The organism is Liquorilactobacillus aquaticus DSM 21051, from assembly GCF_001436755.1.
GTDB classification, from domain to species: Bacteria; Bacillota; Bacilli; order Lactobacillales; family Lactobacillaceae; genus Liquorilactobacillus; species Liquorilactobacillus aquaticus.
In genome coordinates this window covers 239871-254105 of the sequence record NZ_AYZD01000011.1, presented here as the reverse complement: position 1 = coordinate 254105, position 14235 = coordinate 239871, and the positions used below count along the sequence as shown (strand labels likewise).

Below are 14235 nucleotides of genomic sequence, written 5' to 3'. Positions count from 1 at the left end.
CTTTAAATGTATAGTGGGAGATTGAAATGGAAGTAAAACAATATGTAAGTAAAACATATGATGTGATTGTAGTCGGTGCTGGTCATGCTGGCTGCGAAGCGGCTTTGGCAGCGGCTCGGATGGGTAATAAGACACTTTTAATGACGATTAATCTTGAAATGGTGGCTTTTATGCCCTGCAATCCTTCAATTGGAGGGCCCGCAAAGGGAATCGTTGTCCGGGAAGTGGATGCACTTGGTGGTGAAATGGGCCGCAATATCGACAAAACCTATGTTCAAATGCGGATGCTTAATACCGGCAAAGGCCCTGCAGTCCGTGCATTGCGTGCACAGGCTGATAAGCGCGCGTATTCAATTGAGATGAAGCATACAATTGAGCGTGAACCTAATCTGACTTTGCGGCAAGGAATTGTTGATGACTTGATTGTTGAAAATGGTGTTGTCAAAGGTGTTATTACCAATACCGGTGCTCGTTACGGTGCAAAGAGTGTAGTTTTAACCACCGGAACAGCGGCTCGGGGGAAAATTATTATCGGAGAATTAATGTATTCTTCCGGTCCAAATAATTCCCAGCCATCGATGAAATTGTCAGGTAATCTGGAAAGATTGGGATTTGAACTGAAACGATTCAAAACAGGGACACCGCCGCGTGTTGACGGGAATACGATCGATTATGACCAAACAGAAGAACAAAAAGGTGATGTTGATCCTAATCATTTTAGTTTTGAGTCAAATGATGAAGATTATCTTGCGGTCAAGGATCAGTTATCGTGTTGGTTGACCTATACCAATGAAATGACGCATAAGATGATTAGAGCCAATCTTGACCGTGCCCCGATGTTCTCTGGAGTTATCGAGGGTGTTGGTCCGCGTTACTGTCCTTCTATAGAAGACAAGATCGTCCGTTTTGCAGACAAGCCGCGCCATCAGCTTTTTATTGAACCCGAAGGACGTAATACGGATGAATACTATTTGCAAGGGCTCTCAACTTCGATGCCTGAAGAAATTCAGCAGAAGATGGTTCATTCGATTAAAGGTCTGGAGAAAGCTGAAATGATGCGCCCTGGCTATGCGATTGAATATGATATTGTTTCGCCTTATCAATTGCGGCCAACTCTAGAAACAAAATTGATCAGCGGTTTATACACCGCTGGGCAAACAAATGGGACTTCTGGTTATGAAGAAGCGGCAGGTCAAGGAATGCTGGCTGGGATTAATGCCGGCTGCCACGCGCTGGGTAAAGAGGAGATCGTTTTAAAACGCAGTGATGCCTATATTGGTGTGATGGTAGATGATCTAGTTACGAAAGGGACAAACGAGCCTTATCGACTCCTGACTTCGCGGGCGGAGTATCGCTTGATCCTACGTCACGATAATGCTGATTTAAGGTTAACGGAATTAGGCCGCAAATTGGGCTTGATTTCAAATGAGCGTTATGAAGCCTTTGAAGCCAAAAAAGCAGCTATTGAGGCTGAGAAAAGGCGTTTAGGGGAGTTTAGAATTAAGCCTAACGCTGAGGTCAATAAGTTCTTAGCTTCTAAAGGCGATGCACCGCTTAAGGATGGAGTGTTGGCAAACGAGTTTTTGCGACGTCCAGAAATCGGTTATGCTGATCTGCTAAAATTTATACCTGCACCTGAACAGCCTTTAGATCTCCGAGTCATTGAACAGGTTGAGATTCAGATCAAGTATGAAGGATATATTAAAAAAGCTTATCAAAAGGTTGAAAAGCTGAAGCGGATGGAAGCTAAAAAAATACCCGATCGAATTGACTATGATGCGATCGAAGGGCTTGCAACCGAAGCGCAACAGAAGCTAAAAAAAATTCAGCCTGCAACTTTGGCACAAGCTAGTCGTATCAGTGGTGTGAATCCAGCTGATTTGTCTATCTTAGCCGTTTATATTGAGCAAGGTAAAATTGCTAAAGTTTAATTAAAAAATCCGCATCAGTTTGTCCAATCCTGCAGATCGGGGGTACGATAAACAAGGTGCGGGTTTTCTATTTGTTTACTTCTTTTTTGACTTCCTTTTTCTTTCTGCGTGTTTCAAATACTAGAATAGAAAGTAGCGTTGACTCAACTGTCAGATAAAAAAAGTCGACTAAAAAGATGCTAAGAATAATCCATTTGTTTGAAGTTGAGATAGCCCAGATAGTTGCAAGCAGCAGGGGAATAAAAAAAACACTTAGAATTGCGAATGCTAAACGCAGCTTTTTTTTGACTTTTTCCAATTGACATCTTCCTATCCGAGTTAGTATAAGGTTATTATACCTTTTTTGAAGAAATTTGTGATTGAAAAATAAAAGAACCGGTTAGGGTTAATAATCATTGCGAAAGGCTGTATAATCAGCATAGTAATCAGTGGAAGTAAAAATGAGACTGAGCAGATAAATTTTATGTTATATTAAATTATCAGATTTGAGTCGATGAGGGGATACTAATTAATGAATAAGTTAATTTCACTCGTTGTACCTTGTTACAACGAACAAGAAACAATACCGCTTTTCTACAAGGCACTTGAGGGTGTCAAAGAACAACTCAGAGGTAATGAACTTGAATATATTTTTATTGATGATGGTTCAAGGGATGATACCTTAAAAGAATTGAAAGAATTGCAGCAAAAAGATCCTGAACATGTTCATTATGTATCTTTTTCCAGGAACTTTGGTAAAGAATCAGCCTTGTACGCGGGATTAAGTTATTCAACAGGCGATTATATTGCGGTAATGGATGTTGATCTTCAAGATCCGCCAGAACAATTGGCAGAAATGCTTGCTGGAATTGAGGATGAAGGTTATGACGTGGTAGGAACACGGCGAACAGACCGCAGTGGTGAACCACCTGTCCGTTCATTTTTTTCCAACATGTTCTATAAAATTATTAATAAAATCTCAAATACACCGATACTTGACGGGGTACGGGATTATCGGTTAATGACTAGACAGGTTGTGAACTCTATCCTTGAGCTGAGTGAGTATAATCGATTTTCGAAGGGTCTTTTCAGTTGGGTCGGTTTTAAGACAAAATACTTGGAATATCAGAATCGTGACCGGGTGGCTGGCAGCACATCTTGGTCATTCTGGAAACTGTTTAAATATTCTTTAGATGGCATAGTCAATTTTTCAGATGCTCCGCTTTCGATCGCATCGTTTGTCGGTTTTTTCTCATTTATGGGTTCAGGGTTAGCGATGCTTTTTATCATTATACGCAAATTGCTGTATGGTGGAAGCGTTGATGGCTGGGCCTCGTTAGTAACTATTATTCTTTTAGTTGGGGGGATGCAGCTATTTTGCCTAGGGATTGTCGGCAAATACATTGCTAATATTTATCTTGAGGCAAAGCATCGTCCAAACTATATCGTTAGAGAGAAAAAATAAATTTTTAAGGTTTACACTAGGTACGAATAGAGACATATACGTATATTAAAAAAGCATTGGTTGAGGTATGTAAAGGACCAATGCTTTTTTGGTTGTGCAAAATATTGTTTTATTTATCACAAAGGAACCGCAAGAAAAAATTTTTTTGATATATAATCAAGCTTAGAGTAGAAAAACCATCTCTTCAACATGTTAAAGAATCAACAATGTTTTGTTTTAAAACAAAAGGCGGTACAATTAAAATGTAAGCGGTTCATGAAATGCCGACGATAACGCAGAGTTCTAATTGCTTTTATTATGTTAAAGGTTGTGTTATCTAGTAGGTAGCGCCGTGGTGAATTCATATAAGGAGGTTGCAAAAAATGTCCAAAAAAATTATTGATTTTGAACAGTTAAAAGAGCAATGCGATGAATTTGAAACTATTAAGTTGCTGTCTGAAGAGGGGAAGATTATTGATCCTGAATGGCAGCCTGATTTAAGTGATGAGGAATTGATAGAACTTTTTAAACAGATGCTTTGGTCAAGGACGTTAGATACACGTTCAACTAAGTTAAATCGGCAAGGGAGATTGGGGTTCTATGCGCCAACTGCGGGTGAAGAAGCGAGTCAGATAGCTTCTAATTTTGCAATGGAAAAAGAAGACTTTGTTTTACCGGCCTATCGTGATGTCCCACAGTTAGTGCAGCATGGTTTGCCATTATATAAAGCTTTTCTCTGGTCACGAGGACACGTTGATGGTAATAAATACCCAGCAGACTTCAATGCCTTACCACCGCAGATTATTATTGGAGCTCAGTACGTTCAAGCTGCTGGTGTGGCGCTTGGGTTTAAGCTGAAGGGACAAAAAAATGTAGCCTACACATATACAGGTGACGGCGGAACTTCTCAAGGCGATTTTTATGAAGGCATCAACTTCGCTGGAGCATTTCAAGCACCGGCAGTTTTCATTGTTCAAAATAACGGTTTTGCCATCTCAGTTCCGCGTGAAAAGCAGACAGCTGCTAAAACATTGGCACAAAAAGCTGTTGCTGCAGGTATTCCCGGAGTTCAAGTCGATGGAATGGACGCGCTGGCAGTTTATGAAGTGACCAAAGCTGCCCGTGATTTTGCGATCAATGGAAATGGGCCTGTCCTGATCGAAACTTTAACTTATCGTTATGGGCCGCATACTTTGTCTGGAGATGACCCGAAACGTTATCGGACTAAAGAAACAGATGATTTTTGGCGGGAGAAAGATCCACTTGTTAGGATGCGTAAATTCTTAATTGCGAAGGACTTATGGTCACAAGAACAAGAAGAAAAATACGTTGAAGAGGTTAAGACTGAAATTAATGAAGCGATTGACAAAGTGGAGAATATGCCGCAACAGAAGATCAGTGAATATTTAAAGAATACTTTCGAGGAAGTACCTGCTAATATTCAAGCAGCAGTTGAGTATTATGAAGCAAAGGAGGCCAAATAATTATGGCTAAAAAAACAATGATCAAAGCCATCACGGAGGCATTGGATGAAGAGCTGGCACGTGATGAAAAGGTCTTAGTTTTTGGTGAAGACGTCGGGAAAAATGGCGGAGTCTTTCGTGCGACAGAAGGACTGCATGAAAAATATGGAAATGAACGTGTTTTTGATACACCACTAGCTGAGTCTGGAATCGGTGGTTTAGCCGCAGGGCTTGCACTGCAAGGGTTCCGGGTCGTCCCCGAGATCCAGTTTTTTGGTTTTGTATATGAAGCAATGGATGAAATCGCAGGTCATATTTCACGAATGCATTTTCGTTTAGGTGGTACGCGAAAGATGCCGGTTACGATCCGAGCACCGTTTGGCGGCGGGGTGCACACTCCGGAATTGCACGCTGATAGTTTAGAAGGACTTGTGGCACAAATGCCTGGGTTGCGTGTTGTTATTCCAAGCAATCCATATGACGCAAAAGGATTATTGATTTCCGCGATTCGTTCAAATGACCCGGTTGTTTTTCTAGAACATATGAAACTGTATCGTTCATTCAAAGAAGAAGTTCCTGAAGGGGCATATACAGTTCCACTTGATAAAGCGCAAGTTGCACTGGAAGGTACGGACATAAGCATTATTTCCTATGGTGCAATGGTTCGTGAGAGCTTGAAAGCTGCACAAAAACTTGCCAAGCAAGGTATAAAAGCTGAGGTTGTCGATTTGCGAACAGTTTCTCCGATAGATGAAGAGACAATTTTAGCCTCCGTCAAAAAAACTGGACGGGTTGTTATAGTCCAAGAAGCTCAGAAACAAGCTGGTGTGGGTGCGCAGGTTGCTGCGTCGATTGCAGAGAAGGGGATTCTCTATCTCGAAGCCCCTATCGGTCGAATTGCTGCACCGAATACACCATATCCTTTCAGTGAAGCCGAGAGCGCTTGGCTGCCAAACAAACAGGATATTATTGATAAGGTAAAAGAAAACATAAATTTCTAGGAGGCAAAAAAATGAGCGTATACCAATTCAAGTTGCCTGACATTGGTGAAGGAATTTCTGAAGGGACCGTTGCTCAATGGTATGTTAAACCAGGCGATGTCTTAAAAGAAGATGATGATTTATTGGAAATCGAAAATGATAAATCAGTTGAAGAGATCCCTTCGCCAGTTTCGGGAACGATTAAAAAAATCTTAGTCGAGGAAGGCGAAACGGCAGAGGTAGGGCAAGGGCTGGTGGAGTTTGAAATAGAGGGGGATCTTCCCACTGGAGCGCAAGCAGAGGATTCTGAACCAAAGGAACCAGCTCCGGAATCTACTGAACAGACACCGGCTGCGCCAGCTTCTACGACTGCACCGGAACGAGCGAAAGAAGCGGATGTCGAGGAAACAGCGCCCAAGCATGAAGAAGACTCTAAAGAAGAAACGACCTTGAATAGACCGGAGCGCACCTTGCCGGTTCTAGCAATGCCGGCTGTCAGATTTTATGCCCGTCAGCAGGATGTCGACTTACGGCAGGTCAACGGAACTGGCAAACATGGACATGTTACACGTGAGGATGTTGATGCTTTTCTTGAAAATGGACCAACAGCAGCTACATCTGAAACAGCAAAACAGGAAACCGAAAAGACTGTATCAGCAGCAGCTGCGGGTGATTGGCCGGAAACAAGGGAAAAAATGTCTGGTATTCGCAAAGCAACTGCTAAGGCAATGGTTCGCAGCAAGAGCGAAATTCCACATGTGACGGTGTTTGATGACGTAGTGGTAGATAAACTATGGGCACATCGCAAAAAATATAAAGAAATGGCGGCAAATAGGGATGTTCGCTTAACATTTTTGGCTTATATCGTGAAAGCATTGGCAGTTATTTTGCGTGAATATCCTATTTTTAATTCTAAAGTTGATATGGCGGAACAAGAAATTGCTTATCGCAATTATATCAACATCGGTGTTGCGACAGATACAGACCGGGGGTTGCTTGTTCCGAATATTAAACATGCAGATGAAAAGAGTCTCTTTACGATTGCACGCCAGATAAGTGAGAATACTCAGAAAGCTAAAGAAGGCAAGCTGAGCGGAAATGACATGAAACATAGCAGCATGTCCATAACGAATATTGGTTCAATCGGTGGTGGATTCTTCACACCGATTGTTAACTGGCCCGAAGTGGCGATCTTAGGAGTCGGTAGAATCAAGAAAGAACCTATAATAGCAGATGATGAGGTAAAAGCAGCGTATGTTATGAAATTATCGTTATCTTTCGATCATCGTGTGATTGATGGGGCGACTGCTCAGAGGGCGCTCAATCGTCTGAATGAATTATTGAGCGAACCAGAACTTTTATTAATGGAAGGATGACGACAATATGGTAGTAGGAGATTTTGAGATTGAGCTAGATACAGTTGTTGTTGGCGCGGGACCTGGTGGTTATGTAGCGGCGATCAGAGCCGCTGAAAAGGGACAGAAAGTGACGGTTATTGAACGCGAGTTCATTGGTGGTGTTTGCTTGAATGTCGGCTGTATCCCATCTAAAGCTTTGATTGAAGCAGCACATCATTATCAAGCGGCAATGAGTTCACAAGACATGGGTTTGCGCGTTACTGCAGCGACTTTGGATTTTAAGCAGACGCAAAGATGGAAGAAAGAAGGAGTTGTAGATAAACTGACTGGCGGTGTAGCCAGTTTGTTTAAGAAGCATCACATAGATGTAGTATGGGGCAGTGCGTTTTTGAAGGATGAACATAGCCTGCGTGTTATTAACAATGACCGTGCGCAAACATATACCTTTAATAACCTGATTGTTGCAACGGGAAGTCATCCAATTGAAATTCCTAATTTTAAATTTAAAGGACGGGTTCTGGATTCAACGGGAGCACTAGCATTAGAAGAAGTTCCAAAAGAATTGATAGTTGTTGGCGGCGGCTATATTGGCTGTGAATTGGCATCTGCTTATGCTAACCTAGGCGCACATGTTTCAATTTTGGAAGGAACCGACGGAATCTTGGCAAACTATGAGCGTGATCTTGTTGCGGTTGTTGAACATCACTTCAGTTCACAGCATGTAGACATTTATACTAAGGCAATGGCAAAAAACACAGAACAGGATAATGACGGAGTAACTGTAACATTCGAAGTTGACGGAAAAGAAAAACAGTTGCGTGCTGATTATTGTGTGGTTTGTGTTGGACGGCGTGCTAACACAGCTGACATGGGTTTGGAACATTTAGGCGTAAAGATAGATGAGCGCGGTTTGATCGATGTAGATGCTCAGGGGAGAACGAACATTTCTAATATTTATGCGGTTGGCGACGTTGTTGCAGGAGCTGCACTTGCACATAAAGCCAGTTATGAGGGCAAAATAGCTGCGGAGGCTATTTCTGGTTCGAAGGGAACAGTTGATTATCATGCAATGCCAGCTGTCTGTTATACAGATAGCGAGATCGCGACAACCGGTCTGACTGTTAAAGAAGCAAAGGAACAAGGATTGGATGTTAAAAAGGCACAGTTTCCCTTTGCAGCAAATGGACGTGCTATTTCGATGAATAACACCGATGGCTTTGTGCGGGTTGTTTTTGAGAAAAAAAGCCAGGCTATTGTTGGCGCACAAATTGTCGGTCCCAATGCCAGCGATATGATTACGGAGCTGACCTTGGCGATTGAAAGTGGTGCAACAATAGAAGATATTGCTCTGACGATTCATCCCCACCCAAGTGTCAGCGAGGCTATTATGGATGTAGCTGATCTAGGCTTGGGCTTACCAATTAATATCTGACAAGGAAGTGTACGTATATGCAGTATGTAGCGATGCCGACATTTGATATTAGGAGAAACTTGGCAACTGAGCAGTATTTGATGAATAATAACAAGTTAAAATTACCATTATTGCTATTCTATATTGAAAAACCATGTGTTATTGTAGGACGTAATCAGAATACACTGGAAGAGGTTAATCAAAAGTATTGCCGGGAAAATGGTGTTACGGTCACACGACGCTTGTCGGGCGGTGGCGCAATGTATCAGGATTTGGGCAACCTCTGTTTTAGTTTTATCGTTGATGCAGACAGTCAGCAGTTTGGTGATTTCAAAACAATGGTTGCGCCGATCGTCGATGCGCTTCATGAGATGGGCGTCACCGGTGCTGAAGTTACAGGGCGCAATGATATTGTGGTAGATGGGAAGAAATTTTCTGGAAACGCGATGTATACCCGTGGAGGAAAGACATTTTCGCATGGCACACTGATGTTGGATGTAGATACAGATGAAGTCACTAAAACATTGAATGTTCCATTAGACAAAATAAAGTCAAAAGGTATTAAATCTGTCCGCAGTCGGGTGACGAATTTACGCCCGTATTTGTCACCAAAATATAAAAATATCACTACGGAGGAATTCCGTGATTTACTAATAAAAAACGTTTTAGGTGTTGATGACGTTAGTCAAATTGGGCAGTATGAATATAAATTAACTGAAGATGATGAAAAAAAGATTGCTGAGCTTGAAGAAAAATTCTACAGTAATTGGGATTGGGTCTATGGTCAGTCACCAGAATTCACTGTTAAAAAAAGAAAACATTTCACAAACGGAACAATTGATGCTCGTGTTTTAGTTGAAAAAGGTAAGATAAAGAGCATTACATTCTTCGGTGATTTTTTTGGGACTCATCTGGTCTCAGAACTGAAGGAAATATTAACAGGGTGTATGTTTGAAAAAGACGAAATAGAAAAAGCATTGGAGGATACTGATCTCAATCAATATTTTCAAGGTATTCCTAGAGATGATGTTATCGAACTGTTAACGGTTTGATAATATCATTAACAAAATGCTACAAAGGGCTGGAGATAAGTATAATTCCGGCCTTTTTATTTTCGCAAGAAGGAACATAACTTGGAAGGAAGTGATCAAAGTGGAATGGAAACTAGGATGGTATCACAGTTGTGATAATTATCGAACATTACCTTTTACATTTCCAGAACTAACGGAGGTTATTCAAGCTGTAATTAATCTCAGTGGAAAAGCTGTTCGCCTGAACTTATCTAATTTATATGGGAAGACAAAACTTGTTTTTCAAAAAGTAGAGGTTTCTTTGGATGAAAAGTTTCACGTGAAACAAACAGCAACTTTTAACGGTGTAGCTAGGGCAGAAATTGTGCAGGGAACGATTATCATGAGCGATCCAGTTTGGTTGAAAGTAAGTGCTGGTATGAAACTTTATGTGAAACTCAGCAGTTGTGTTAAACAAACATATTCTGATTTTTGCTGCACATATGATACAACAATGACTAATGCAGCTTTTGTGCGCAACTATAAAGGGCTACCGCACCTGCAACGTTCAATGACTGCACGCAGGGGATGGTTCTGTTTAAATGAAATTAATATTCTAACCGATAATATGCCTGGGATTATAAATATGACAGGTGATTCACTGGTTGAGATGGGGCAAATTTCAGCTAGTGTAGCTGAGGTAATGTATCGTGCTTATCCCGAGGAAGTAGTTGTCGTGAATACTGGAATATCAGGCGGAAGGCTCTTGTATGACGCACCTGATGATGAACAGCTTTATCAAACCTTCGGACTAAGTTTGCTAAAGAGGGCCTCAACTGAAGCGCAAAAAATAAACCCGATATGGACAATCGCATTTATCGGTTCGAACGACTTACTTATGCCGTTACTGAGTAAGGAAGCGGCAGGGCAAACTGTTACAGTCGAAACTTTTTTACAAGGAATCTTACAACTAAGAAGAACATTAGTTGAACGTAATAGCCGATTTATTTTAGGAACTATTTTACCGTTTAGCTTAGGCCACGGTACGGTTCCACATACAAGCAGATATATTCAAGCGGTAGAAAAACGGTTCAAAATCAATCAGCAGTTGTATCTTCTACCAGAAACAATAGATTGCAGTCGGATAGTAGAAGATGAAAATCACTGTTTGAAGGCTGAGTATGACTTTGGAGACCATCTTCATCTAAATAAGCGCGGCGGCCAGAAAATTGCAGCAGCGATTTGTGCCAAGATTAGCGCAGGAGATTAGTTGCGGAGAATTATTGATTAATTAATTTCAAGAAAGAAAGTGAGATTATGAAGTATTTAGCGATGCCGACATTCGATATTAGGACAAACCTGGCAACAGAGCAATACTTGATGTCTAAAAAAGATATTGAATTGCCATTAGTTCTGTTTTATATTCAAAAGCCATGCATAATTATTGGACGTAATCAAAATACTTTAGAGGAGATCGACCAGCAGTATTGTCGAGATAAGAATATCGTTGTTACCCGGCGTTTGTCGGGCGGTGGTGCAATGTACGATGATTTGGGCAACTTGAGTTTTAGTTTCATCGTTAAAGCAGACAAACAGCGCTTTGGTGATTTTAAAACAATGGTTGCGCCGATTGTTACAGCACTTCACAGGCTAGGTGTTACGGGTGCTGTGGTTACAGGTCGAAATGACATTGTGGTAGATGGAAAGAAGTTTTCCGGTAATGCAATGTATACAAGAGCAGGCAGAACATTTTCGCATGGGACTTTGATGCTAGATGTAGATATGAACGAAGTTGCCAAGGCTTTGAATGTTCCGAAGGATAAAATACAGTCAAAGGGCATTAAGTCGGTCCGCAGCCGAGTTACGAATCTACGCCCGTATTTAGCAGAAAAATATAAGAAAATTACAACGGAGGAGTTTCGAGATTTTATAATTCGAAGTATTTTAGGCGCAGAATCTATGAGTGCAGCTGAAAAATCTGCCTATCATTTAACGCTGGATGATCAAGCAGAAATTAAGAAGTTAGAGCAAAAGTATTATCGTAATTGGGATTGGGTCTACGGACACTCACCTAGGTTTACTCTTAAAAAGAGGTACCATTTTGCAAGTGGAACAATTGATGCACGTGTTTTGGTGGAAAACGGCAAGATAAAGAATATAAGGTTTTTGGGTGACTATTTTGGTACTAGGGATGTTACAAACTTAGAGAAACTTTTAGTTGGTCAGCCCTTTGAGCCAAGCAAAATCATGAAAATATTGGCAGCAAATGATATCAATAGTTACTTTCAAGGATTAAATGCAAGACAAATAGCGGATCTCTTGTTTACCCTATAAGAACTTTGATGCTTGGGTCGAGAGGAAATATCATTTTGGAAAAGAACTTGAGCGATGAGGTGATTATGTTATACTAATCTAAAAAAAATATGGTCTATTTCTATGAGGGTGAAAAAATGATCGATTTGCATGAGATTTTGGATAGAATGAACCAAAATCAAAAAATCAATTATGATAAAATCTTGCAAAAAATGATAGGGAATTGGCAACAGCAGAATGTCAGGCCTAAGATTCTATTGCATAGTTGTTGTGCTCCATGCAGTACCTATACGCTAGAATACTTAACGAAGTATGCTGATGTTACAGTTTATTACGCTAATTCTAACATCCATCCGCGGGATGAATATAAGCGGCGCGAATATGTGCAGCAAAAATTCATTACTGACTTTAATACACGGACAGACAATAATGTTCAGTTCATCGCAGCTCCATATGAACCGCAGAAATATTTTGAAGCTGTTAGGGGGCTTGAAAAAGAACCGGAGGGCGGTCAGCGTTGTGAGGCTTGTTTTAATTATCGATTGGACTTGGTTGCGGCTAAAGCAGTTGAGCTTGGGTTCGACTATTTTGGAAGTGCGCTGACAATCAGCCCGCACAAAAATTCGCAAGTCGTTAATCGTGTAGGAATTCATGTTCAAAACTTTTATACAACTAAGTACCTACCAAGTGACTTTAAAAAAAATAACGGTTATAGGCGTTCTGTTGAAATGTGCAAAGAATACGATGTCTATCGACAGTGTTATTGTGGATGCATCTTTGCAGCAAAGGCTCAGGGGATTGACTTGCCACAGATCCGCAAAGAAGCAAGAGCTTTTATGCAAGGTAAAGATGCTGTCAAAGAATTTCCAGATATTAAATTTGTCTATCACGATGAAGCAAAGGAATGAAGTACGGTAATTAACTGGAAAAGAGTATCTTTGCAAAATAAAATTCAGGGGGACTACATAAATATGGATAAAAGAAACCAGGATCGGTTTGCAGTTGAAACCATTTTAGCGCAAGCGGGGAATCGCAATGACGGAGATTCGCGCGAGTCAATCTCAACTCCGATATATTTGTCATCAAACTATCGCCATAAGGATCTGGACGATATCCGCAACTTTGATGAACATAAGCAGTATTCTTATTCACGGTTGGAAACACCAACACGAAAGGTCCTTTCTGAAACATTGGCTACTTTAGAACATGGTACGCAGGCATTTGCTTTAAGTTCAGGGATGGCAGCGATACAGCTAGCATTCAGTCTTTTTAAAACTGGTGATCATATTGTAACGCTGGACGATCTATATGGAGGGACCTTCCGTTATTTTGACCAATTAGACGAACAATATGGTATTCGTTTTAGTAAATGGAATGGGAAAAAACTTGATGAGTTACATGATTTGCTTCGACCTGAGACACGAGCTGTTTGGATTGAGACACCTTCTAATCCAACTATGAAGGAAGTTGATATTGCAGCTGTTGCAGACATGGTTCACGCTGTTAATCCGAAAATCCTAGTAATGGTCGATAATACTTTTTATACACCTATTTATCAGTTACCGCTTACTCAAGGAGCAGATATTGTCGTGCATAGTGCGACTAAATATCTCTCAGGACATAATGATTTGCTAGGTGGGGTCGTAGTTGTTCGTGGGCAAGGACTTAGCGAGAAGCTGTCCTTTAACTATAAGACAACGGGTGCAACACTTGCTTCTTTTGATTCATGGCTGCTATTGCGGAGCTTGAAAACATTACCCTTAAGAATGCGTGAACACACAGCTAATGCACAAAAAGTTGTTTCATATTTGAAACGGGAAACGCAGGTTGAAAAGATAATGTATCCTGGCAAAGGAGGAATGGTGAGCTTTTATGTACGGGATGAAGATATTATTGACAAAATGTTCAAAAGACTGAGAGTAGTCTCATTCGCTGAAAGCCTAGGCGGAGTCGAAAGCCTATTGACTATTCCTTATATTCAGACACATCGCGACATGGAAGAGGCTGAGAGATTGCGCTTAGGTATTACACCAAAGCTGTTGCGTTTATCAGTCGGTCTTGAGAATGCGGTCGATCTTATTGCTGATCTTAAGCAGGCTTTAGCGCAATAATTTTTCTCAATAAATTATTGACAATCGAATATCCACCATGTACTATTAAAGAAATATTAGAAGATTAAATTTTATTTAATTAAGAAGGAGCACAAATCTATGTTGAACCAAAACACAAACTACAAACAACAAGTCATGTGTATGAGTGTTAGTTCATGTTGCGCAATGTGTAACATGTGTTTTGGTGTACTTAAAAACGTAGATTGGTGTGGAAATCTAAATTGGAGAGTGGTTT

The 14235-nt window shown here is 40.8% G+C and carries 12 protein-coding genes; 11 read left to right on the top strand and 1 reads right to left on the bottom strand.

All coding sequences use genetic code 11. From position 1 onward, the window contains the following. Window positions 1-26: 26 nt before the first annotated feature. Window positions 27-1931: a tRNA uridine-5-carboxymethylaminomethyl(34) synthesis enzyme MnmG gene (gene mnmG, locus FC19_RS02985; protein WP_057875510.1), complete on the top strand. Its 1905-nt coding sequence runs from the start codon at window positions 27-29 to the stop codon at window positions 1929-1931. A gap of 67 nt (window positions 1932-1998) precedes the next feature. On the opposite strand, the gene FC19_RS02980 is transcribed toward mnmG, so the two are convergent. Next, entirely contained in the window at window positions 1999-2229 is a 231-nt protein-coding gene (locus tag FC19_RS02980; RefSeq protein WP_057875509.1) for a hypothetical protein, read from the bottom strand. A 213-nt stretch (window positions 2230-2442) separates the two neighbouring features. On the opposite strand from FC19_RS02980, the gene FC19_RS02975 reads away from it, so the two are divergent. The 10 genes from FC19_RS02975 to FC19_RS02930 all read left to right on the top strand — a co-directional run bounded on the left by FC19_RS02975 (window position 2443) and on the right by FC19_RS02930 (window position 14000). Continuing rightward, complete coding sequence (locus FC19_RS02975; protein ID WP_057875508.1) at window positions 2443-3375, top strand: glycosyltransferase family 2 protein; 933 nt, start codon at window positions 2443-2445, stop codon at window positions 3373-3375. 353 nt (window positions 3376-3728) lie between these two features. Next, on the top strand, window positions 3729-4838 hold the full coding sequence (gene pdhA / locus FC19_RS02970) for a pyruvate dehydrogenase (acetyl-transferring) E1 component subunit alpha (RefSeq protein WP_275453144.1): 1110 nt from the start codon (window positions 3729-3731) through the stop codon (window positions 4836-4838). A 2-nt stretch (window positions 4839-4840) separates the two neighbouring features. Then, window positions 4841-5818, top strand: a complete 978-nt coding sequence (locus FC19_RS02965) for an alpha-ketoacid dehydrogenase subunit beta (RefSeq protein ID WP_057875506.1) — start codon at window positions 4841-4843, stop codon at window positions 5816-5818. A gap of 11 nt (window positions 5819-5829) precedes the next feature. After that, the gene (locus tag FC19_RS02960; protein ID WP_057875505.1) at window positions 5830-7173 is read left to right on the top strand and encodes a 2-oxo acid dehydrogenase subunit E2; all 1344 of its coding nucleotides are present in this window, start codon (window positions 5830-5832) and stop codon (window positions 7171-7173) included. Between the two features lie 7 nt (window positions 7174-7180). Beyond that, a complete protein-coding gene (gene lpdA / locus FC19_RS02955) occupies window positions 7181-8587 on the top strand; it encodes a dihydrolipoyl dehydrogenase (RefSeq protein WP_057875504.1) in 1407 nt (468 codons plus the stop codon). A 17-nt stretch (window positions 8588-8604) separates the two neighbouring features. Beyond that, a complete protein-coding gene (locus FC19_RS02950) occupies window positions 8605-9618 on the top strand; it encodes a lipoate--protein ligase (RefSeq protein ID WP_057875503.1) in 1014 nt (337 codons plus the stop codon). Window positions 9619-9718: 100 nt separating this feature from the next. After that, the gene (locus FC19_RS02945) at window positions 9719-10846 is read left to right on the top strand and encodes an SGNH/GDSL hydrolase family protein (RefSeq protein WP_057875502.1); all 1128 of its coding nucleotides are present in this window, start codon (window positions 9719-9721) and stop codon (window positions 10844-10846) included. Between the two features lie 47 nt (window positions 10847-10893). After that, window positions 10894-11910, top strand: a complete 1017-nt coding sequence (locus FC19_RS02940; RefSeq protein WP_057875501.1) for a lipoate--protein ligase — start codon at window positions 10894-10896, stop codon at window positions 11908-11910. Window positions 11911-12026: 116 nt separating this feature from the next. Next, window positions 12027-12797, top strand: coding sequence for an epoxyqueuosine reductase QueH (locus tag FC19_RS02935; RefSeq protein WP_057875500.1), 771 nt, complete (start codon window positions 12027-12029; stop codon window positions 12795-12797). A gap of 63 nt (window positions 12798-12860) precedes the next feature. Next, entirely contained in the window at window positions 12861-14000 is a 1140-nt protein-coding gene (locus tag FC19_RS02930; RefSeq protein ID WP_057875499.1) for a trans-sulfuration enzyme family protein, read from the top strand. The last annotated feature ends 235 nt before the right edge of the window (window positions 14001-14235 follow it).